This window comes from Pseudomonas sp. YA1 (genome assembly GCF_058680555.1).
In genome coordinates this window covers 220,353-241,521 of the sequence record NZ_JBZWBG010000012.1, presented here as the reverse complement: position 1 = coordinate 241,521, position 21,169 = coordinate 220,353, and the positions used below count along the sequence as shown (strand labels likewise).

The window sequence follows — 21,169 nt, the reverse complement described above, 5'->3', positions numbered from 1 at the left end:
TAGTAGCCGCTGGCCAGGTTGCCTTCGAGCTTCTCGACGCTGCCGCCGGTGAGCACTTCGGCGCCTTCCTGCTGGGCGATGTCGAGGTAGGAGAGGATCTTCTCGTACTGCTGCTGGGAAGCCTGGGCGCCGACCATGGTCTCGGTGTCCAGCGGGTCGCCGCGCTTGATCGCCCTGACCTTTTTCAGCACCTCTTCCATGAACGCCGGGTAGATCGACTCCTGGACCAGCGCGCGGGACGGGCAGGTGCACACCTCGCCCTGGTTGAAGAAGGCCAGCACCAGGCCCTCGGCGGCCTTCTCGATGAACGCCGGCTCGGCCTGCATGATGTCTTCGAAATAGATGTTCGGGCTCTTGCCGCCCAGCTCGACGGTGGAGGGAATGATGTTCTCCGCCGCGCACTTGAGGATGTGCGAGCCGACCGGGGTGGAACCGGTGAAGGCGATCTTGGCGATGCGCTTGCTGGTGGCCAGGGCCTCGCCGGCCTCCCTGCCGAAGCCCTGGACGACGTTGAGCACGCCCGGCGGCAGCAGGTCGCCGATGAGTTCCAGCAGCACGCAGATGCCCAGCGGGGTCTGCTCGGCCGGCTTGAGCACCACGCAGTTGCCGGCGGCCAGCGCCGGGGCCAGCTTCCAGGCGGCCATCAGCAGCGGGAAGTTCCACGGGATGATCTGCCCGACCACGCCCAGCGGCTCATGGATGTGGTAGGCCACGGTGCTGTCGTTGATCTCGGCGGCGGAGCCTTCCTGGGCGCGGATGCAGCCGGCGAAGTAGCGGAAGTGGTCGGCGGCCAGGGGAATGTCGGCGTTGAGGGTCTCGCGCACGGCCTTGCCGTTGTCCCAGGTCTCGGTGACGGCGAGCAGTTCCAGGTTCTGCTCGATGCGATCGGCGATCTTCAGCAGGATGTTCGAGCGTTCCTGCACCGAGGTGCGGCCCCAGGCGTCGGCGGCGGCGTGGGCGGCGTCGAGGGCCTTGTCGATGTCCTCGGCGGTGGAACGGGGGAACTCGGCGATCGGCTGGCCGTTCACCGGCGAGGTGTTGGTGAAGTACTGGCCCTTGACCGGAGGCACGAACTCGCCGCCGATGTAGTTGCCGTAGCGGGCCTTGAAGGAAACGATGGCGCCTTCGCTACCGGGATGGGCGTAACGCATGATGGTATCTCCTGGCTCTTGTGCTTATTAGGGGAGGACGCGCTGTCGCGCTTGTCGTAAGCCTGGAGCAAGGGCCGGGCCAGAGTGGCGAAAGGCCCGGAGTAGAGCGTCCTGGAGGTTTCGCAGGGGAGCTTGCGAATGCTCCCTGTCACGCAGGCGGGACGCTCGTGAGTGACACTCTGTACCGTTTTTGGCGCAGCGCATGACTCATCGGTCAGTCCGTCGTTGCATTGCGCCCCGGCCTGTTGGATGCTGCACCGATAGCCGTCCGGAGAGTCGCGGACCGATCCACCGCGCCCAGGCAAGAGACGGCCCGTCCCTCGCGGAGAACCATAACAATGCCTGCCAGTTCCATGAGCCGCCACGCGCGGCAAGTGCTGACCGTCGCCCAGGGCAAGATCCCGCCGGGCGGCCCTGCGACCGATCCGTCCATCGCCCGCTCCTGGCTGCGCTGCCTGGAACAGCACCATCTCGATCCCGGCCAGCCGATGGCGCCGATGGTGCTGGAGCACGCGCGCATGCTCGAACGCCGCGAGCGCCTGCAACAGGTGCTGGAGATCGCCGATGGCGAGATGCACAGCCTCTACCAGCAGCTTTCCGGCAACGACCATGCGGTACTGCTCACCGATGCCCGCGGGGTGATCCTCAATTGCGTCAACGCCGACGCCCAGCGCCAGACCTTCGAACACGCCGGCCTCTGGCTCGGCGCCGACTGGAGCGAGCCCTGCGAAGGCACCAACGGCATCGGCACCTGCGTGGTCGAGCGGCAGGCCCTGACCATCCAGCAGGAAGAGCACTTCCGTAGCCGCCACACCGGCCTGACCTGCTCGGCGAGCCCGGTGTTCGATCCGCAGGGCGAGCTGATGGCGGTGCTCGACGTGTCTTCGGCGCGCCAGGAAGTCTCGCGGCAGAGCCAGTTCCACACCATGGCGCTGGTCAACCTGTCGGCGAAGATCATCGAGGGCTGCTATTTCCTCCGTCGCTTCGAGGGCTCCTGGCTGCTGCGCTTCCATGTCCAGGGCGACTATGTCGGCCTGTTCAGCGAAGGGCTGCTGGCCTTCGAGGAAGACGGGCGGATCCGCGCGGTGAACCAGAGCGCGCTGAACCTGCTCGGTTGTCCGCGCCAGCGCCTGCTCGGCCAGCCGGTGGAGACCTTCTTCGATTGCCGTCTCGACGACCTGCTCGGTCGCGCCTCGCCGCAACCCAGCGCCAGCTGGCCGCTGCGCACCCGCGAGGGACGGACCCTGTACGCCATGCTGCGCGGCGCGCCGCGGGCGATACCCCAGGGCCTGGCGGTGCCCACGGCAGCGAAGCCGGCGCCTGCCGCGCCCGGCCTGTGCCTGGGCGACGCCGAGCTGGCCGCCGATTTCCGCCGGGCGCTGAAGGTCTACGCGCGCGACGTGCCGCTGCTGCTCAACGGCGAGACCGGTTCCGGCAAGGAGGCCTTCGCCAAGGCCGTGCACCTGGCCGGCCCGCGCGCGGAACAGGCGTTCGTCGCGCTGAACTGCGCGGCGATCCCGGAAACCCTGATCGAGAGCGAACTGTTCGGTTATCGCGGCGGCAGCTTCACCGGCGCGCGCAAGGAGGGCATGCGCGGCAAGTTGCAGCAGGCCGACGGCGGCACCCTGTTCCTCGACGAGATCGGCGACATGCCGCTGGCCTTGCAGACCCGCCTGCTGCGGGTGCTGGAAGAGCGCCGGGTAGTACCGCTGGGCGGCGAGCCGGAGGATGTCGACGTGCGCCTGATCAGCGCTACCCACCGCGACCTGGCCGGGCTGGTCGCCGATGGACGCTTCCGCGAGGATCTCTACTACCGCCTCAATGGCATGGTCGTGAGCCTGCCGCCGCTGCGCGAGCGCAGCGACCGCGAGGAGCTGCTGGACTACCTGCTGGCCGAGGAAGCCAGGGGCCAGCGCATCCAGCTCGACGGCGAGGTTCGCCAGGGCCTGCTGGCCTACCGCTGGCCGGGCAACGTCCGGCAGATGCGCACGGTGCTGCGGACCCTGGTGGCACTCTGCGAGGACGGCCGGGTCGGCCTGCGCGACCTGCCCGCGGATATCCGCCAGGCCCTGGCGGCGCTGCCGCCCGCCGCAGCGGCGCCCGCCCCGGCCGCGGGCAACAGCCTGGACGACGCCGAGCGAGCCGCGTTGCTGGCGGCGCTGGACGGCCAGCGCTGGCACGTGAGCCGGGTGGCCGAGCAACTGGGGATCAGCCGCAACACCCTGTATCGCAAGCTGCGCCGGCACGGCCTGGTGCGCGGTCAGGCCTGACGGGCGGGACGGCTCCAGGCCCAGGCGGGCCGCCGCGAGGCCGGCGGGAACCCCGCCGGCGCCGCGTCGTCTGATGCCGCGACGCCGGGCGGCCGGCGCCTCCGCTGTGCTAATCTGCCGCCCATTCACAGCGCCTTCGACGGCTTGATCTGCAGGAGTCTGCATGCACATCCACGTACTCGGCATCTGCGGGACCTTCATGGGCTCGCTGGCCGTGCTGGCCAAGGAACTGGGCCACCGGGTGACCGGTTCCGACGCCAATGTCTACCCCCCCATGAGCACCCAGCTGCAAGCCCAGGGCATCGAGCTGATGCAGGGCTACGATCCGGCCCACCTGGAGCCGGCGCCGGACCTGGTAGTGATCGGCAACGCCCTGTCGCGCGGCAATCCGGCGGTGGAGCATGTCCTGAACAAGGGCCTGCCCTACGTTTCCGGCCCGCAGTGGCTGGCCGACCACGTGCTGCAAGGACGCTGGGTGCTGGCGGTGGCCGGTACCCACGGCAAGACCACCACCACCAGCATGCTCGCCTGGGTCCTGGAGCACGCCGGCATGAGCCCGGGCTTCCTGATCGGCGGGGTGCCGCAGAACTTCGGGGTTTCGGCGCGCCTGGGCGGTACGCCGTTCTTCGTGGTCGAGGCCGACGAGTACGACAGCGCCTTCTTCGACAAGCGCTCGAAGTTCGTCCATTACCGCCCGCGCACGGCGATCCTGAACAACCTGGAATTCGACCACGCGGATATCTTCCCCGACCTCGCGGCCATCGAGCGGCAGTTCCACCATCTGGTGCGCACCGTGCCGGGCGAGGGCCTGATCATTCGCCCGAGCGCCGAGAAAGCCCTGGAGCGCGTACTCGGGATGGGCTGCTGGACCCCGGTGCAGACCACCGGCGAAGGCGGCCAGTGGCAGGCGCGCCTGCTCGCCGAGGACGGCTCGCGCTTCGAGGTGCTGTTCGACGGCATCGTCCAGGGCGAGGTGGACTGGCCGCTGACCGGCCTGCACAACGTCGCCAACGCCCTCGCCAGCCTGGCGGCGGCGCGCCATGTCGGCGTGATGCCCAGCCAGGGCGCGGCGGCGCTCAGCGAGTTCCGCAACGTCAAGCGGCGCATGGAGAAGGTCGCGGAGGTCCGGGGCGTGACCCTCTACGACGACTTCGCCCACCATCCGACCGCCATCGCCACCACCCTCGACGGCCTGCGCAAGCAGGTTGGCGCCGATACCCAGGTGATCGCCATCGTCGAGCCGCGTTCCAACTCGATGAAGCTCGGCGCTCATCGCGACGGCCTGCCGGACAGCGTGCGCCAGGCCGACCAGGTGCTCTGGTACGCGCCGCCGAACCTGGGCTGGGACCTGGCCGCCACCGCCGCGCAATGCGCGATACCGTCGCAGGTCTGCGATACCCTGGAGGCGATCATCGAGCAGGTGCGCCAGCAGGCCAGGCCCGGCGCGCAAGTGGTGATCATGAGCAACGGCGGCTTCGGCGGCTTGCACGGCAAGCTGGCCGCGGCGCTGGCCGAGTGAGGGGCGCGATGAGCGGTCCGGAACGCATTACCCTGGCGATGACCGGCGCCTCCGGCGCCCAGTACGGCCTGCGCTTGCTCGATTGCCTGGTGCAGGAAGAGCGCGAGGTGCACTTCCTGATCTCCAAGGCCGCGCAACTGGTGATGGCCACCGAGACCGACGTGGCCCTGCCGGCCAAGCCGCAGGCGATGCAGGCCTTCCTCACCGAATATTGCGGTGCCGCCGCCGGACAGATCCGCGTGTTCGGCCAGAACGACTGGATGGCGCCGCCGGCCTCCGGCTCCAGCGCGCCCAATGCCATGGTGATCTGCCCGTGTTCCACCGGCACCCTGTCGGCGGTCGCCACGGGGGCCTGCAACAACCTCATCGAGCGCGCCGCCGATGTCGCCCTGAAGGAGCGCCGGCCGCTGGTGCTGGTGCCGCGCGAGGCGCCGTTCTCCAGTATCCACCTGGAAAACATGCTCAAGCTGTCCAACCTCGGCGCGGTGATCCTGCCGGCGGCGCCGGGCTTCTACCACCAGCCGCAATCGGTGGAGGACCTGGTGGACTTCGTCGTCGCGCGAATCCTCAACACCCTGGGGATTCCCCAGGACATGCTGCCGCGCTGGGGGGAACAGCACCTTGTCAGCGACGAGTAGGGTGCTGCTGCTGGTCCTGGCGGTGCAGTTGGGCGGTTGCGCCACCGTGCGCACCCTGGATGCGGCCAAGCCAGGGGCGCCGGTGGTCTACGCCGGCACCCGGCTGGACTGGTACAGCCTGCACGGCGGCTGCTGCCCGATGGAACGCTTCGGCGCGGAGGCGCCGGCCCATCCGGGGCTCGACCTGCCGGGCAGCGCGCTGCTGGACACCCTGTTGCTGCCGTTCTCGCTGGCCACCGCCATCGGCCTCAACCTCGGCGTCAGCGGCGGCATGTAGGGCGGGACCCGCCCCAGGCTCATTTCCCCAGCTTGCGCAGTTCGTCGGACTCGACGATGCGCACGCCCTTGCCTTCCTCCAGCGCCAGGCGCCAGAGCGCGCGGGCCAGGTCGCAGGCCTCGATGCCGTGGTACTTGCCGGGAAGGATGCGGGCGATCGGCGCGGCGAGGATCTCGGCCAGGCGGAATTCCTCGCGCGGGCCGAACAGCAGCGATGGCCGGGCGATGGTCAGCTGTGGCCAGCCCTGTTCCTGCAGGGCCTGCTCCAGTTCGCCCTTGACCCGGTTGTAGAAGATCGACGACTTGGCGTCGGCGCCCAGGGCGCTGACCACCAGGTAATGCCGGGCGCCCATTTCCAGCGCGCGCTTGCCCACCGCCAGCGGCAGGTCGAAATCGACCGCGCGGAAGGCTTCCTCCGAGCCGGCTTCCTTGATCGTGGTGCCGAGGCAGCAGAAGGCGGTATCGATGCTGCCGTTGAGTTGCGGCAGCAGCTCGGCCAGCGGGCCGACCGGGTTGTCCAGCCGCGGATGCTCGGCCAGCGCCTTGCGGGCAGGGGCGATGACCTTGGCCAGGGTCGGCTCGCTCAATATCCGATCCAACAGGTGCTCGCCGGTAAGACCGGTCGCGCCGGCGAGCAGAACGCGCTTGGGCGTCGAGTGCATGTGTGTTTCTCCCCTTCCACACCAATGAGCGTAGTGCGCGGCGTATCTATTTGCCCGTCGCGCCCTCGCCGGTTTTTCCTTCCCGGGACGCGAGCGCGCGCTCGGCTTGCTGCCCCCGCAGCGTCCGCCAGTGCGCGAGCACGCGTTCCGGTAACCAGGCTTGCGGTTCCGAAGCTTCGAAACCTTCCTCCTTCTCCCTTTGACGCACTTCCTCTTTCGCCAGTTCGAACGCTTTGGACAGATCGTCGGTGCGGTTCAGCGCATTGGCCAGCAAGGCGCGGCCGAAATAGGTGAAGTCGGCGTCGTCGGAACAGCCGAACGAGACCCGGTCGGCACGCGCGGCGGTCAGGATCAGGGTACGTTCGTCCTTCAGCGGCGGGATGAAGCCCCCGCTGTAGCAGGCCGATACCACCAGCACCTTGTCGCGCTGGCGCAGCGGCGCGAGCAGTTCGGCCAGTTCCGCGGCCGGCAGGTCGCCGAGGTTCAGGCCGGGCATGTCCAGGGCCAACTGGTGGTCGCTGGAGCCGTGGCTGGTCAGGTAGATGAAGACCAGGTCTTCCGGCCCGCTGCGTTCGGCCAGGGTGCGCACGGCGCGGGACAGGCTTTCCCGGGTAGCCAGCGGGCGGTCGCCGAAGTGGTCGCGGTGGTTGACCAGGCGAATCACGCCACGAGCGGCGAAACGCTGGCCGAGCAGGTCGCCGGCGTAATCGGCCTCGCGCAGGAACACGCCCTGGCGGCCATCGCCGCCCAGGCTCAGGGCATAGAGTTCGCTGGCCGGCGTCGAGGCCGGGATCTTGCGCAGTTCTTCGTCGAGCAGGCGACCCTGGGCCAACAGGCCGATCTCCAGGGTGTCGGGCAGGGCCTTGCCGGCGGCGTCGCGGATGCGCTTGCCGTCGGCCCAGAGTCCCTGCTCGCGGCTGCCGTCGGCGCGGTCCAGGGTGCCTTGGCCGGCATAGGCGCCAGCGGCGAAGCCGCCTTCGTAGCGGGTGCCGTCCAGTTGTTCGAGCAGGCCCTGGCCATGGAAGCGCCAGAACTGGAAACCGCCGCGGTAGCGGCTGCCGTCGGCGCCGAGAAGCTCGCCGGGGCCGTTCAGCGCGCCTTCGCTGAAGCGGCCGATCCAGACATCGCCGCTGGCGCTTTCGTAGCGCCCCTGGCCATGGAACTGGTTGTCCTTGAACTGGCCGACGTAGCGGTCGCCATCGGGCCCGCTCCAGCGCCCCTTGCCGTTCAGTTGCCCGTCGCGGAAGGTACCGGCGTACTGGTTGCCCTGGCTGTCGCTGAAGCTGCCTTCACCTTCCAGGCGACCCTGGCGGAAGCTGCCCTGGTAGCGGCTGCCATCGCTGCCGTCCAGCGTGCCCTGGCCGCTGTACAGGCCCTTGCGGAAACCGCCGCGGTAGCGAGTGCCCTGTTGTTCCAGGCTGCCTTCGCCATCGAACAGGCCCTGGCGGAAGCCGCCCTGGTAGACACTGCCATCGGCCATCGCCAGGCGTCCCTGACCGTCGAACAGGCCGGCCGCGAAGCCACCGCTGTAGCGGCTGCCGTCGGCACCTTGCCAGGTGCCATGGCCGTGCAGCAGGCCATGCTCGAAGCGGCCGGCGTACCAGGCGCCGTTGTCGTAGTCCAGCCGGCCCTGGCCTTCCAGGCGCCCGTCCACCAGCTCGCCGCGATAGCGCGCGCCGTCCGGCAGGCGCGCATCGGCCGGGAGCAGCGGTTCGCCCTCGCCGCAGGCGGCGAGCAGGATGACCAGGGCGGAGCAGAGCGAGAGAGACCTGGCGGGGCGAAGCATGCGGCGTTCCCGATGAGTGGTTCGGTCCGAGGGTGGAGGGGAGACAGTGTGGCGGAAAAATCGTTGCCTGGCAGTAGGGTATTTCCCCTGCCGGCCCAGAGCGCCCCCGCGAGCGGGGGCTTTTGGAGGGGGGAGAGGGGCGCGAAGGCGCCTGGCCGTCAAGCGAACGGCAGCGCTCGCTGGGGCGGGCTCAGACGAAGCAGAGGCTGAGGGTCTCGGCGATGTAGGCGGGTTTCTCCTGGCCTTCGATCTCCAGGGTGGCGCGCGCCTTGATCAGCCACTGGCCGGGATTCTTCTCGTTGACGTCGAGCAGGGTCAGGCCCAGGCGGACCCGCGAGCCGACCCGCACCGGCTGGATGAAGCGCACCGTATCGAGGCCGTAGTTGACCGCCATCTTCAGTCCTTCGGGCAGCACCAGCAGGCCTTCCATCAGCTTCGGGATCAGCGACAGGGACAGGAAACCGTGGGCGATGGTGCCGCCGAAGGGCGTCTTCGCCGCTTTCTCCGGATCGACGTGGATGAACTGGTGGTCGCCGGTGCATTCTGCGAACTGGTCGACCCGCTCCTGGTCGATGGTGAGCCATTCGGAATGGCCGAGATCCTTGCCGACATGGTCCTTGAGCGCTGCTACGGGTACGAATGGCATAAGTCCTCCGGGAGGATGGCTGTTGTTCTCGAGGTGCAGGAAGATCAGCACGCGTTGGCGACCGGGTCAAGAAACCATCGGCCTGGCGAATATCGCGTCATGCGGTGCCGCGACTGCGACTGATGGATAGGCGAGGAGCGTGCCAATGTCCCGGCGGGCTGGGCATAATGGTCGGCCCTTGCTGGAGGTGCCCATGTTGCTTCGTGGTCTGACCTGGCTGGTGCTGTTCCAGTTGCTCGGCACAGGTCTGAACGTTCTGTTGTTGCCCATGCTGCCCGGTCCGATCATCGGCCTGGTGCTGCTGTTCGGTTATTTCCTGGCGCGTGGCGAGGTCGGCAAGCCGCTCAACGAGGCGGCCGGCTCGTTGCTGCGCTACCTGCCGTTGCTGCTGGTGCCGGCGGCGGTCGGGGTGATGGCCTATGCGCGGGAGATCGCCGCCGATTTCTGGGCCATCGTCGGCGCGCTGGTACTGTCGTTGGTGCTGTCGTTCCTGTTCGCCGGCTGGATGATGCAGAAGCTCATCGATCGCCAGCAACGTCGCCGGGAGGAGTCCTGATGGCCTGGCAGGCCGCCCTCGAGGCGGTGATCCACCATCCGCTGTTCGGCGTCGGCGTGACCCTGGGCGCCTACCAGTTGGCCCTGGCCGCCTATGAACGGACCCGCTGGGTGTTCCTGCAGCCGGTGCTGGTATCGATGCTGGTGGTGATCGGCGTGCTGCTGCTTTGCGGCATCGACTACGACGAATACAGTGCCAGCGCCAAGGTCCTGACCATTCTCCTCGGCCCCGCCACGGTGGCCCTGGCGGTGCCGCTGTTCCTCAACCTGCGGCGTATCCGCCAATTGTTCTGGCCGACCCTGCTGACCCTGGTGGTCGCCGGTACGCTGGCGACGGTGCTGGGCATCGCATTCGGCTGGCTGTTCGGTGCCGAGCCGCGGATGCTGATGAGCATGGCGCCGAAGTCGGTGACCTCGCCGATCGCCATGCTGGTGGCCAGCCAGATCGGCGGCGTGGCGGCGCTGGCCGCCGTGTTCGTACTGATCACCGGGGTGCTCGGGGCGATCCTCGGGCCGGAGCTGCTGCGCGCCATCGGCGTCCGGCACCCCGCCGCGCAGGGCATGGCGCTGGGCATGACGGCCCACGCGGTGGGCACTTCGCGGGCCTTGCAGGAAGGCGAGGAGTGTGGTGCCTTCGCCGCCCTGGCGATGAGCCTGATGGGCGTTGCCACCGCAGTGCTGCTACCGTTGGCGGTAGCGCTGGTTGCCTGACGATGCCCGAGGAGTCGCGATGAAGTTGCCGTTGTTCCCCCTCAACGCCGTGCTGTTCCCCGGTTGTCGCCTGGACCTGCAGATCTTCGAGGCGCGCTACCTGGACATGATCAGCCGCTGCATGAAGCAGGGCACCGGTTTCGGCGTGGTGACCATCGGCGAAGGGCGGGAGGTCGGCGAAGCGCCGAGCCGCCTGGCGATGGTCGGCTGCGAGGCCTCGGTCCGCGACTGGCAGCAGCGCCCGAACGGCCTGCTGGGCATCCGCGTGGAGGGCGGTCGGCGTTTCCAGGTGCTGTCGGTGGAGGTCCAGGCCGACCAGCTCAGCGTCGGCGAGATCGAGTGGTTCGAAGACCTGCCGGAGCAACCCCTGACCTACGAACACAACGATCTCGCCGCGTTGCTCAGCGTGCTGGCCGAGCATCCGATGGTGGCCGCGCTGGAGATGGGCGGCGAGCCCGGCGGCCAGCAGGACCTGGCCAACCAGTTGGCCTACCTGCTGCCGTTCGATACCGAACGCAAGCTCGAACTTCTCGCCCTGCCCGACGCGCAGATGCAACTGGCGCGGATCCAGGTGCTGCTGGAGCACCTGCAGGGCGAGTTGGGTATCGACTGAGCGCCAACCCTCACAGCGGCCGGTAGCGCGCAATGGCTTCCGGCAGGGCCCAGCCGGCGGCGATCGCCAGGGTCGCCACGCAGACCGGCAACAGCAGCCACCAGACCCGCTGCGGCAGCGCCGGCAGCGACTCGCGGCGCTGGCTCAGCCACAGGCTGGCGGCGCAGACCGTAGTGGCGAGCAGGGCGCCGGCGACGATGTCCGACGGCCAGTGCACGCCAAGGTAGACCCGCGACAGGGCGATGCTCAGCGACGGGATCACCGCCAGCAGTACCCAGGTCAGGCGCCAGCGCGGCGGTTGCTGGCGGCTGGCGAGGACGCCCAGGGTGAGGAAGAAGGCGAAGGACGCCGAGCTGTGCCCGCTGGGGAAGCTGAAGCTGCTCAGCGGTTCGGCCAGCACTTCCGGGCGGGCGCGGGCGAACAGGGTCTTCAGGGTCTGGTTGGCCAGCGCGGTACCCACCAGGGTGCCGATGGCGAAGATGGCCGGACGCCATTGCCGGGTCAGCAGGAGGATACCGCCGAGCAGCGCGCCGGCGATGAACTGGGTGCGGAAATCGCCGAGCCGGGTGACCACCACCATCACCGGGTTCAGGTCGGCGTTGCGATGCTCCTGGACCAGCGTCATCAGGCCCTGGTCGAGGTCCTGGAGGTACGGCCAGGCGACGGTCATCGCCAGCAGCAGGACCAGGCTCAGCGCGGCCGCCACAGCGGTTGCCCAGCGTTTGCGTCGCAGGCTGGCCTGGACTACCACGCCGACCAGCACCGCCAGGCAGGCCGCGACGATCCCGGCTTCGCTCCAGAAGCCTTCCGGCAACGGCAGGCGCAGGGCTGCGCCGGTGGCCCAGCCGGGCAACAGGTAGGCGACCGCCCAGCCGGCGGCGGCGATCAGCGAAACGCCGAGAAAACGGCCGAACGGCATGTCGAGCATGCCGGCGACCATTGGCAGCATCGGCCGCAGGGCGCCGATGAAGCGGCCGACCAGCAGGCTGGCGATACCGTAGCGCTCGAAGTACACCTCGGCGGCGGTGATCCACTGCGGATGGCTGCGCAGGCCGGGCAGGCGGCGGATGTTCTGGTGGAAGCGGCGGCCGATCCAGTACGAGCTGAGGTCGCCCAGCACCCCGCCGGCGTAGGCCAGCAGCAGGGTTTCGCCGAGGCTGAGGGCGCCGCTGCCGGCGATCACCGCGACGCCGAACAGCAGCACCACGCCGGGCAGGACGATGCCGACGATGGCCGCGCATTCGAGGAAGGCGATGAGGAAGATGGCCATCCCCAGCCACTCGGGGTTGGCGGCCATCCAGGCGTTGAAGCTGTCGAGACTCATTGCAGGTGCGGGTCCTGGTGTCCGAGTAGATGATAGTCGCGCCCGGCGACCTGGCCGCGGCGCAGTGGGTTGCGGGTGCAGAAGGCGGCGAAGGTGGCATCGACGAAACGGTACGGCAGGTGTTCGTCGCGCCCCTTCGGAATGCCCAGCCGAGCGGCCTGGATCACCTGGCTGGGGCGCTCGCCGACATCGTCGACGAACAGTCGCTGCGGGTCGAAGCGCTGCGCGTCCCACTCCGGCACCTTCAGCCCCATGGCCTTGCACAGCAGGGTCTGGCCGGCGCACAGGCGGCCGATCTCGCGGGGCCGGCCCTGGCTGTCCGGGTTCAGGCTCTGCATCCGCTCCAGCGCCGCGTGGTCGCTGATGCGATCCAGCCAGGGATGGCCGGACTTGATCAGCACCGCATTGCCCGGCCCGCCGGCGCTGAAGTTCAGCGAGTCGCCGCCGCGCGCGTAATACATATAGATGTGCCCGCCGTCGAGGAACAGTGCCTTGCGCTTCTCGGTGTAGCCGAGCGAGGCGTGGCTGCCTTTCTCCTCCAGGTAGTAGGCCTCGGTCTCGATGATTCGCGCCGCCAGCCAGAGATTGCCCTGGCGATGGCGGATCACCTTGCCCAGCAGCTCGCGGGCGACCAGCAACGCATCGCGGTCGAAGAAGGTGTCGGGGAGTGGCCGGGCGTCGGGCCAGGGCAAACTAAGGATGGGATCGCGGGACATGGGATTGTCGCTGGGACCATGGCAGTCATAGGCTGGCGAATGATAACAACAAGAGCCTGAATCATGGTTGAACGAGAGCGTGTCGACAGTGCCCACATCACGCCCAGCGCCCATTACACCGGCTACGTCTGGTTCCGCCATCGACTCGCCGAACCGGCCTTCGCCACCGTCTTCGGCCGCTGGGTACACGGCTTCGTCGCGCCGATCAACTGGGGCGCGCAGCTCGGTTTCGGGCTGAACATCGAGGATTTCCTGTTACAAAGACACCTCATGATCGACGCGCGCCTGACCCAGGCCGTCGAACGCGAGGGAGTGGTCCAGGTGGTGGAAATGGCCTGCGGGCTCTCGCCGCGCGGGCGACGCTTCCGGCAACGCTATCCACAGTTGCGCTACCTGGAGGCCGACCTGCCGCCGATGGCCGCGCGCAAGGCGGCGCTGCTTCGCGAGCAGGGTTGGCTGGGCCCGGAGCACGCGGTGGCGGCTGTGGATATCCTCGCCGAGGACGGCGAGCGCAGCCTCGCCGCGCTGTTCGCCGGGCTCGACCGCGAGCGCCCGCTGGTGGTGATCACCGAGGGGCTGGTGAACTATTTCCAGCGCCCGGTGATCGAGGCCTTCTGGAGTCGCCTGGCGACCGAACTTAAACGCTTCCCCCAGGGCACCTACCTGACCGACCTCTATCCCGATCTCCGCGAGCACCCGCGCTACCGGCAGATCCGCTGGGGAGTGGGGATCATCGGGCGGCTGACGCGGGGAAGCTATCCGTTGCACTACCGCAATGCCGCGGAAATCGAGGCGGCCTTCGCCCGCTGCGGCTTTGCCTCCACCCTGGTGCTCGACCCGCAGCGCGAAGGCGCCGCCCTGGGCTTGCCGCAGGGACGCCTGCCGAGCCTGGTGCGGGTGATCGAAAGCCGCACGGCATAGCCGCCTCTCAGGCGACCTCCGCTCGCTGCCAGGCGGCGAGGAGGTCGGCCAGTCCGGCGCTGGCCGCCGGATCGGAGTGCGGGAAGATGAAGGCGAAGCCGCCGGCGGTCGAACGCAGGGGCAGGATGTCCAAGTCCGCCAGGCCGTCGTAGCACAACCGCCAGCCGCGTTGCGGGCGGGATTCGGGCAGCTCGGCGTGCAGCCGCCCGCCGAAATAGCCGAGTTCCACCAGTTCCGCCGCATAGACGCCGAGCTGCGGATGTTCCAGCCGAGCGTGCCCCTGGGCTGGCCGATGGCGGACCTCGAAGCGTCGCTCCAGGCCGAGCAGGCGCGTGCGCGGGATCCGCGTGCTGCCCTCGGCGCGCTCCGGCAGCGCCTCGCCGCGCAGGAACGGGCCGTAGAGCCGGGCGCAGGCCTCGCGTCGTTCGAACTGGGCAAGATGGTCGGCGTCGTGGATCAGGGCGAACTCGGCGTTCCCGCAGGCATGGGCGAACACCGCATGTTCCCAGGGCTGGGTGAAATGGTCGTACTCGCCGGCGAGCACCAGGGTCGGGCAGGTCGGGTGCCGCTCGAAGCCGCCGAAGGCCAGCAGGCGCCGGCTATTCTGCCGGTAGCGTTCGATCTCCGCCGCGGTCAGGCGTTGCAACTGGCGCAGCATGGCCTTGCGAAACACCGGGGAGACGCCGGTACGTTCCAGCTGTAGCGGGTTGATCAGGCCGGTCAGTACGCCGTGGGCGAAGGCGCTCTGGTCGCCCTCGTCGAGCCGGGCCAGCGCTTCTTCCAGCAGCAGACGCGCACCGGGGCGGCCGAATGCGGTGATGCCGGCCAGTAGCAGGCGCGCGCAGCGGCGCGGATGGCGGGCGGCGAACAGCGCGGCCAGGGCCGAGCCGTAGGACAGGCCGATGGGCATCAACGGCGGCAGGCCGAGCCGTTCGGCGAAGGCCGCGATCAGGTCGGCGAGGTCTTCCAGGCTCAGTTCCGCCGCCAGTTGCAGGTTGCCGCCCTGGCTCGGCAGGTCGAGCAGGATCACCGGGTGCTCGGCGAGCAGTTCGCTGACCTCGCCGGCGAACGAACGGAAGCTCTGGAAGGCGCCGCCCAGCAGGAGCACCGGCGGGCACGGGTCGTCGGCACGGGCGGCGAAGGCCTGGTAGCGCAGTTGCCAGCCGTCGAGGAGGAGGATATCCGGTTCGCTGCTCAGCGACTGCGCGCTGTAGTCGGTACGGTAGCGCATGGCGAGGCCCCGCGGTGTGTGCGTCGTTATTGTTGTTCTGCCGAGCGGGTGCCGGTGGGTGGCAGCGGCCAGGCTCGCTTCGAAGGTAAACAGAGGTAGCAATTTTGTTTACCTATCCTTCGGCCGGCGCCTGCGCCCGGGTGTCACCGTCTCGCGCACAGGCCCAGGCGCAGCGGGGCCGCCGCGTTACCGCCGGGGGCCGCGGAACGCACTGTCTACCGACCGGCTGTTGCGGCTGGGCGCGCCGGGGCTGGCTCGCTATAATCGCGCATTTCCCTGACGCCAGATGCCGAGACCATGACCGAGTCCGTCCTCGACTATATGAGCCGCCTTGGCCGCGATGCCCGCGCCGCCTCGCGGTTGCTCGCGCGCGCCGCCACCGCGCAGAAGAACCGCGCCCTGCTGGCCGCGGCCGATGCGCTGGACGCCGCCCGCGCGGAGTTGTCCCACGCCAACGAGCAGGACCTCGCCGCCGGCCGCGCCAATGGCCTGGAGCCGGCGATGCTGGACCGCCTGGCGCTGACCCCGGCGCGCATCGACGACATGATCGAGGGCCTGCGCCAGGTCGCCACGCTGCCCGACCCGATCGGCGAGATCCGCGACATGCGCTACGTGCCCTCGGGCATCCAGATCGGCAAGATGCGCGTGCCGCTGGGTGTGGTCGGGATCATCTACGAGTCGCGGCCGAACGTGACCATCGACGCCGCCAGCCTGTGCCTGAAGTCCGGCAACGCGACCATCCTGCGCGGCGGCTCCGAGGCGATCCACTCCAACCAGGCGATCGCCCGCTGCATCCAGCAGGGCCTGGCCGAGGCCGGCCTGCCGGCCGCCGCCGTGCAGGTGGTGGAAACCACCGACCGCGCCGCGGTCGGCGCGCTGATCAGCATGCCCGAATACGTCGACGTGATCGTCCCGCGCGGCGGCAAGGGCCTGATCGAGCGCATCAGCCGCGAGGCCAAGGTGCCGGTGATCAAGCACCTGGACGGCATCTGCCACGTCTACATCGATGTCGCCGCCGACCTGGACAAGGCGATTCGCGTCGCCGACAACGCCAAGACCCAGCGCTACGCGCCGTGCAACACCATGGAGACGCTGCTGGTGCATGCCGGTATCGCCGAGCGGGCGCTGCCGCCCCTGGCCACGATCTACCGCGAGAAGGGCGTGGAACTGCGCGGCGACGCCGCGACCCGTGCGCTGCTCGGCGCAGACGTGCTGGAGGCTACCGAGGAGGACTGGCGTACTGAGTACAACGCGCCGATCCTGTCGATCCGCATCGTCGACGGGCTGGACGCGGCGATCGAGCACATCAACACCTACGGCTCGCAGCACACCGACGCGATCATTACCGAGAACTTCAGTGATGCGCGGCGTTTCCTCGCCGAAGTGGATTCCGCTTCGGTGATGGTCAACGCCTCGACCCGCTTCGCCGACGGCTTCGAGTACGGCCTCGGCGCCGAGATCGGGATTTCCACCGATAAGCTGCACGCCCGCGGTCCGGTCGGCCTGGAAGGCCTGACCAGTGAGAAGTACGTCGTCTTCGGCGACGGTCACGTGCGCACCTGATGGGCAAACGTATCGGCCTGTTCGGCGGCACTTTCGACCCCGTGCATATCGGACATATGCGCAGCGCCGTGGAAATGGCCGAGCAGTTCGCCCTCGACGAACTGCGCCTGCTGCCCAATGCGCGGCCGCCGCACCGGGAAACCCCGCAGGTGTCGGCCGCGCAGCGGTTGGCGATGGTCGAGCGGGCGGTGGCGGGAGTCGAGCGATTGACGGTCGATCCCCGCGAACTGCAGCGCGACAAGCCGTCCTACACCATCGACACCCTGGAGTCGGTGCGGGCGGAACTGGCGGCCGACGACCAGTTGTTCATGCTGATCGGCTGGGATGCCTTCTGCGGCTTGCCGACGTGGCACCGCTGGGAGGCGTTGCTGGATCACTGCCACATCGTCGTGTTGCAGCGTCCGGATGCCGACAGCGAGCCGCCGGAGTCGCTGCGCGACCTGCTGGCGGCGCGGAGCGTGGCCGACCCGCAGGCCCTGAAAGGGCCGGGCGGGCAGATCACCTTCGTCTGGCAGACGCCGCTGGCGGTGTCCGCCACCCAGATCCGCGCGCTGCTGGGTGCCGGACGCTCCGTGCGTTTCCTGGTGCCGGACGCGGTATTGAACTACATCGAGGCGCACCACCTGTATCGTGCGCCACACTGATAAAGAAACAGAGACCGACTCAATGCAAACCGAACAACTCGTCCAAGTGGCCATCGATGCCCTGGAAGATCTCAAGGCCCAGGATATCGTGACCCTCGATGTGCGGGACAAGACCAGCGTCACCGACTACATGGTGATCGCCTGCGGCAGTTCCAGCCGCCAGGTCAAGTCGCTGGCTGACAACGTCCTGACCAAGGCCAAGGAAAACGGCGTCAAGCCCCTGGGCAGCGAAGGCCTGGAGTCCGGCGAATGGGCGCTGCTCGACCTGGGCGACGTGGTGGTCCACGTGATGCTCCCGGCGACCCGCCAGTTCTACGACCTGGAGCGCCTGTGGCAGGGCGCCGAGCAGAGCCGCGCCCAGCACCAGCCGGAAGAGTGACGCCGGCATGCGGTTGCGCCTGATCGCGGTTGGCTCGCGCATGCCTCGCTGGGTCGAGGAAGGCTGGCAGGAATACGTCAAGCGCCTGCCGGCCGAGCTGTCCCTCGAACTGGTGGAGATCCCGCTCAACACCCGCGGCAAGAACGCCGACGTGGCGCGCCTGATCCGTCAGGAAGGCGAGGCCATGCTGGCGCGCGTGCAGCCGGGGGAACGGGTGGTGACCCTGGAGGTCGAAGGTCGGCCCTGGAGCACCGAGCAACTGGCTCGCGAACTGGATCGCTGGCGTCTCGACGCACGCACCGTGAATCTCATGGTCGGCGGCCCGGAAGGGCTGGCGCCGGAGGTCTGCGCGCGCAGCGAGCAGCGCTGGTCGCTGTCGCCGTTGACGCTGCCGCACCCGTTGGTGCGGATCCTGGTCGGCGAGCAGATCTACCGGGCCTGGACCGTATTGTCCGGGCACCCCTACCACAAATAGTCCCCAGTCCCGATGCCGCAGCCGATCCACCTGAAAGACCACGAGAAAGACGCCCGCCTGGTGCGTCGGCGCGTCATCGTCGGGGCGGTGGCGGTGGTCTTGCTGACCCTGGTGCTGGTGGCGCGCATGTACCACCTGCAGGTGACCCAGTACGAGTACCATTCGACGCTGTCGGAGAACAACCGGGTCCATGTGCAGCCGATCCCGCCGACCCGCGGGATCATCTTCGACCGCAACGGCGTGATCATCGCCGACAACCGGCCGAGCTTCAGCCTGACCATCACCCGCGAACGCACCGAGGACCTGCAGAAGACCCTCGACACGCTGGTGGAGATCCTCGGCCTGACCGAGGACGACCGGGCCATCTTCGAGAAGCGCATGAAGCAGGGGCGGCGTCCGTTCGAGCCGGTTCCCATCATGTTCGAACTCAACGAGGAACAGATCGCCCGCATCGCGGTGAACCAGTTCCGCCTGCCGGGCGTCGACGTGGCGACTCAGTTCGTCCGCCACTACCCGCTGAAGGAGCACTTCGCCCATTCGGTCGGGTATGTCGGGCGGATCAACGAGCAGGAACTGAAGAACCTCGACCCGATCAACTACAGCGGCACCCACCATATCGGCAAGACCGGCATCGAGCGCTTCTACGAGAGCGAGCTGCATGGCACGGTTGGCTACGAGGAAGTCGAGACCAACGCCCGCGGGCGGGTGCTGCGGGTGCTCAAGCGCACCGACCCGATTCCCGGCAAGGACATCGTCCTGAGCATCGACAGCCGCCTGCAGGAGGCCGCCGAGAACGCCCTGGCCGGGCGGCGGGGCGCCATCGTGGCGATCCAGCCGTCCACCGGCGACGTGCTGGCGATGGTCAGCCAGCCGAGCTACGACCCTAACCTGTTCGTCACCGGCATCAGCTTCAAGGCCTATGCCGAGCTGCGCGACTCCATCGACCGGCCGCTGTACAACCGCGTCCTGCGCGGGCTCTATCCGCCGGGCTCGACGGTGAAGCCGGCGGTGGCACTGGCCGGCCTCGACGCCGGGGTGGTCACGCCGACCTCGCGGGTCTTCGACCCCGGCTACTACCAGTTGCCCAACTACGACCACAAGTACCGTAACTGGAACCGCTACGGCGATGGCTGGGTGAGCCTGGAGTCGGCGATCTACCGGTCCAACGACACCTATTTCTACGACCTCGCGCACAAGCTGGGGATCGACCGCCTGCACGCCTTCATGAGTCGCTTCGGTTTCGGCCAGAAAGTCGCCCTGGACATGTTCGGCGAAGCCGACGGGCTGATGCCCTCGCGCGAATGGAAGCGCAAGACCCGCCGCCAGGTCTGGTACCCGGGGGAGACCCTGATCCTCGGCATCGGCCAGGGCTACATGCAGGCGACGCCGATCCAGTTGGCGCAGATGACCGCGCTGCTGGCCAACAAGGGCCACTGGATCCGCCCGCACCTGGCCAAGACCATCGACGGCCAGCCGCCGGTCGACCCCGACCCGATGCCCGACATCGTGCTGCGCGACCCGGCCAACTGGGACCGCGTCGACTACGGCATGCAGCAGGTGGTGCATGGCGCCCGCGGCACGGCGCGCAAGGTCGGCGCCACCTCGGCCTACCTGATCGCCGGCAAGAGCGGTACCGCCCAGGTGGTGGCGATCAAGCAGAACGAGCGCTACGACCGCTCCAAGCTGCTCGAGCGGCACCGCGACCACGCCCTGTTCGTCGGCTTCGCGCCGGCCAACAACCCGCAGATCGCGGTGGCGGTGATGGTGGAGAACGGCGAGTCCGGCTCCGGCGTCGCCGCCCCGGTGGTCAAGCAGGTGATGGACGCCTGGCTGCTCGACGAGCACGGCAAGCTCAAGGCCGAATACGCGGAACCCGTCGCGCCGCTCGCGGCGGCGGTGGCCAAGCCCGAACCCACGGCAGCCGAGCCGGAGGCGCCCGCCCTTGAACAGTAACTTCGACCGCACCCTGTCCAACGAAGACGTGATGCGCCGGCGCGCCAGCCTGTTGCAGCGCCTGCACATCGACGGGATTCTCCTGCTGCTGTTGCTGATCCTCGGCGCCACCGGCCTGTTCGTCCTCTATTCGGCGAGCGGCAAGAGCTGGGACATGCTGATGAAGCAGGCCACCTCGTTCGGCCTGGGACTGGGCATGATGGTGGTCATCGCCCAGATCGAGCCGCGCTTCATGGCCCGCTGGGTGCCGCTGGGCTACCTGGTGGGGGTCGCGCTGCTGGTGGTGGTCGACGTGATCGGCCACGACGCCAAGGGGGCGACGCGCTGGATCAACATCCCCGGGGTGATCCGCTTCCAGCCCTCGGAGTTCATGAAGCTGCTGATGCCGATGACGGTGGCCTGGTACCTGTCCAAGCGCAACCTGCCGCCGGGGCTCAAGCACATGGTGATCAGCCTGGCGATCATCATCACCCCGTTCGTGCTGATCCTGAAACAGCCCGACCTCGGCACCGCCATGCTGATCCTCGCTTCCGGCGGCTTCGTGCTGTTCGTCGGCGGCCTGCGCTGGCGCTGGATCGTCGGCGCGGTGTCGGCGGCGGTGCCGATCGCAGTGGCGATGTGGTTCTTCATCATGCACGACTACCAGAAACAGCGGGTGCTGACCTTCCTCGACCCGGAAAGCGACCCGCTGGGCACCGGCTGGAACATCATCCAGTCGAAGGCGGCCATCGGTTCCGGCGGGGTATTCGGCAAGGGCTGGCTGCTGGGCACCCAGTCGCACCTGGATTTTTTGCCGGAAAGCCACACCGACTTTATCATTGCGGTCCTCGGCGAGGAGTTCGGCCTGGTCGGCGTCTGCCTGCTGCTGGTGCTCTACCTGCTGCTGATCAGTCGTGGCCTGGTGATCACCGCCCAGGCGCAGACGCTCTACGGCAAACTGCTGGCCGGTGGCATCACCATGACGTTTTTCGTTTATGTCTTCGTGAATATCGGTATGGTGAGCGGGTTGTTGCCGGTGGTGGGGGTACCACTGCCTTTCATTAGTTATGGCGGAACTTCGCTGGTTACCCTGTTGTCAGGGTTCGGGGTTCTGATGTCGATCCATACCCATCGGAAGTGGATCGCCCAGGTTTGAG

General features: G+C 68.4%; 21 protein-coding genes. 14 read left to right on the top strand and 7 right to left on the bottom strand.

The genetic code is table 11. From position 1 onward, the window contains the following. On the bottom strand, window positions 1-1,151 hold a 1,151-nt coding region (locus tag AC4OR5_RS18995), incomplete at its 3' end, for an aldehyde dehydrogenase family protein (protein WP_272825068.1). Window positions 1,152-1,489: 338 nt separating this feature from the next. On the opposite strand from AC4OR5_RS18995, the gene eatR reads away from it, so the two are divergent. The 4 genes from eatR (at window position 1,490) to AC4OR5_RS18975 (ending at window position 5,855) form a co-directional block, all read left to right on the top strand. Further along, on the top strand, window positions 1,490-3,421 hold the full coding sequence (gene eatR, locus AC4OR5_RS18990; protein ID WP_023125310.1) for a sigma-54-dependent transcriptional regulator EatR: 1,932 nt from the start codon (window positions 1,490-1,492) through the stop codon (window positions 3,419-3,421). 163 nt (window positions 3,422-3,584) lie between these two features. Next, on the top strand, window positions 3,585-4,940 hold the full coding sequence (gene mpl / locus AC4OR5_RS18985; protein WP_003093229.1) for a UDP-N-acetylmuramate:L-alanyl-gamma-D-glutamyl-meso-diaminopimelate ligase: 1,356 nt from the start codon (window positions 3,585-3,587) through the stop codon (window positions 4,938-4,940). Window positions 4,941-4,948: 8 nt separating this feature from the next. Continuing rightward, the gene (gene ubiX / locus AC4OR5_RS18980; protein ID WP_003093227.1) at window positions 4,949-5,578 is read left to right on the top strand and encodes a flavin prenyltransferase UbiX; all 630 of its coding nucleotides are present in this window, start codon (window positions 4,949-4,951) and stop codon (window positions 5,576-5,578) included. Further along, window positions 5,562-5,855 carry a YceK/YidQ family lipoprotein gene (locus AC4OR5_RS18975; protein WP_023094415.1) on the top strand — a complete coding sequence of 98 codons (294 nt, stop codon included), beginning with the start codon at window positions 5,562-5,564 and terminating at the stop codon, window positions 5,853-5,855. The genes ubiX and AC4OR5_RS18975 overlap by 17 nt, the downstream gene beginning before the upstream one ends. A gap of 19 nt (window positions 5,856-5,874) precedes the next feature. Here the strand turns inward: AC4OR5_RS18975 and AC4OR5_RS18970 are convergent, their stop codons facing one another. From AC4OR5_RS18970 to AC4OR5_RS18960, 3 genes are all read right to left on the bottom strand, one after another. Continuing rightward, window positions 5,875-6,516 (bottom strand): oxidoreductase, encoded by a 642-nt coding sequence (locus AC4OR5_RS18970; protein ID WP_003093223.1) that lies wholly within the window; start codon window positions 6,514-6,516, stop codon window positions 5,875-5,877. Window positions 6,517-6,562: 46 nt separating this feature from the next. After that, complete coding sequence (locus AC4OR5_RS18965) at window positions 6,563-8,302, bottom strand: C13 family peptidase (RefSeq protein ID WP_058160773.1); 1,740 nt, start codon at window positions 8,300-8,302, stop codon at window positions 6,563-6,565. Between the two features lie 190 nt (window positions 8,303-8,492). After that, entirely contained in the window at window positions 8,493-8,948 is a 456-nt protein-coding gene (locus AC4OR5_RS18960) for a MaoC family dehydratase (protein WP_023105916.1), read from the bottom strand. Between the two features lie 193 nt (window positions 8,949-9,141). Between AC4OR5_RS18960 and AC4OR5_RS18955 the strand changes: the two genes are divergently transcribed. The 3 genes from AC4OR5_RS18955 to AC4OR5_RS18945 are packed head-to-tail and all read left to right on the top strand — an operon-like array spanning window position 9,142 to window position 10,827. After that, window positions 9,142-9,504 (top strand): CidA/LrgA family protein, encoded by a 363-nt coding sequence (locus AC4OR5_RS18955; protein WP_058160771.1) that lies wholly within the window; start codon window positions 9,142-9,144, stop codon window positions 9,502-9,504. After that, a complete protein-coding gene (locus AC4OR5_RS18950; protein ID WP_003093214.1) occupies window positions 9,504-10,214 on the top strand; it encodes an LrgB family protein in 711 nt (236 codons plus the stop codon). The genes AC4OR5_RS18955 and AC4OR5_RS18950 overlap by 1 nt, the downstream gene beginning before the upstream one ends. Before the next feature lie 19 nt (window positions 10,215-10,233). Then, window positions 10,234-10,827: an LON peptidase substrate-binding domain-containing protein gene (locus AC4OR5_RS18945; RefSeq protein ID WP_003093212.1), complete on the top strand. Its 594-nt coding sequence runs from the start codon at window positions 10,234-10,236 to the stop codon at window positions 10,825-10,827. Between the two features lie 10 nt (window positions 10,828-10,837). On the opposite strand, the gene AC4OR5_RS18940 is transcribed toward AC4OR5_RS18945, so the two are convergent. Both AC4OR5_RS18940 and AC4OR5_RS18935 read right to left on the bottom strand, forming a co-directional pair. Further along, on the bottom strand, window positions 10,838-12,151 hold the full coding sequence (locus AC4OR5_RS18940) for a bifunctional DedA family/phosphatase PAP2 family protein (protein ID WP_003093210.1): 1,314 nt from the start codon (window positions 12,149-12,151) through the stop codon (window positions 10,838-10,840). Next, window positions 12,148-12,867 carry a DNA-3-methyladenine glycosylase gene (locus tag AC4OR5_RS18935; protein ID WP_058160769.1) on the bottom strand — a complete coding sequence of 240 codons (720 nt, stop codon included), beginning with the start codon at window positions 12,865-12,867 and terminating at the stop codon, window positions 12,148-12,150. The genes AC4OR5_RS18940 and AC4OR5_RS18935 overlap by 4 nt, the downstream gene beginning before the upstream one ends. 63 nt (window positions 12,868-12,930) lie before the next feature. Here AC4OR5_RS18935 and AC4OR5_RS18930 point away from each other — a divergent pair, with 63 nt between their 5' ends. Next, window positions 12,931-13,788 (top strand): class I SAM-dependent methyltransferase, encoded by an 858-nt coding sequence (locus tag AC4OR5_RS18930; protein ID WP_003093206.1) that lies wholly within the window; start codon window positions 12,931-12,933, stop codon window positions 13,786-13,788. A 7-nt stretch (window positions 13,789-13,795) separates the two neighbouring features. On the opposite strand, the gene AC4OR5_RS18925 is transcribed toward AC4OR5_RS18930, so the two are convergent. Continuing rightward, window positions 13,796-15,019 (bottom strand): alpha/beta fold hydrolase, encoded by a 1,224-nt coding sequence (locus tag AC4OR5_RS18925; protein ID WP_003110375.1) that lies wholly within the window; start codon window positions 15,017-15,019, stop codon window positions 13,796-13,798. 297 nt (window positions 15,020-15,316) lie between these two features. Here AC4OR5_RS18925 and AC4OR5_RS18920 point away from each other — a divergent pair, with 297 nt between their 5' ends. From AC4OR5_RS18920 to rodA, 6 genes are read left to right on the top strand one after another with little or no spacing between them, the layout of a single operon-like run. Further along, complete coding sequence (locus AC4OR5_RS18920) at window positions 15,317-16,582, top strand: glutamate-5-semialdehyde dehydrogenase (RefSeq protein WP_003100303.1); 1,266 nt, start codon at window positions 15,317-15,319, stop codon at window positions 16,580-16,582. Continuing rightward, window positions 16,582-17,226 (top strand): nicotinate-nucleotide adenylyltransferase, encoded by a 645-nt coding sequence (gene nadD / locus AC4OR5_RS18915; protein ID WP_003093199.1) that lies wholly within the window; start codon window positions 16,582-16,584, stop codon window positions 17,224-17,226. The genes AC4OR5_RS18920 and nadD overlap by 1 nt, the downstream gene beginning before the upstream one ends. Window positions 17,227-17,248: 22 nt before the next feature. Further along, the gene (gene rsfS / locus AC4OR5_RS18910) at window positions 17,249-17,605 is read left to right on the top strand and encodes a ribosome silencing factor (RefSeq protein ID WP_003100305.1); all 357 of its coding nucleotides are present in this window, start codon (window positions 17,249-17,251) and stop codon (window positions 17,603-17,605) included. A gap of 7 nt (window positions 17,606-17,612) precedes the next feature. Next, entirely contained in the window at window positions 17,613-18,080 is a 468-nt protein-coding gene (gene rlmH, locus AC4OR5_RS18905; RefSeq protein WP_003093193.1) for a 23S rRNA (pseudouridine(1915)-N(3))-methyltransferase RlmH, read from the top strand. A 12-nt stretch (window positions 18,081-18,092) separates the two neighbouring features. Next, window positions 18,093-20,033, top strand: a complete 1,941-nt coding sequence (gene mrdA / locus AC4OR5_RS18900) for a penicillin-binding protein 2 (RefSeq protein ID WP_003093191.1) — start codon at window positions 18,093-18,095, stop codon at window positions 20,031-20,033. A 31-nt stretch (window positions 20,034-20,064) separates the two neighbouring features. Beyond that, on the top strand, window positions 20,065-21,168 hold the full coding sequence (gene rodA / locus AC4OR5_RS18895) for a rod shape-determining protein RodA (RefSeq protein ID WP_003114090.1): 1,104 nt from the start codon (window positions 20,065-20,067) through the stop codon (window positions 21,166-21,168). Window position 21,169: the final 1 nt, after the last annotated feature.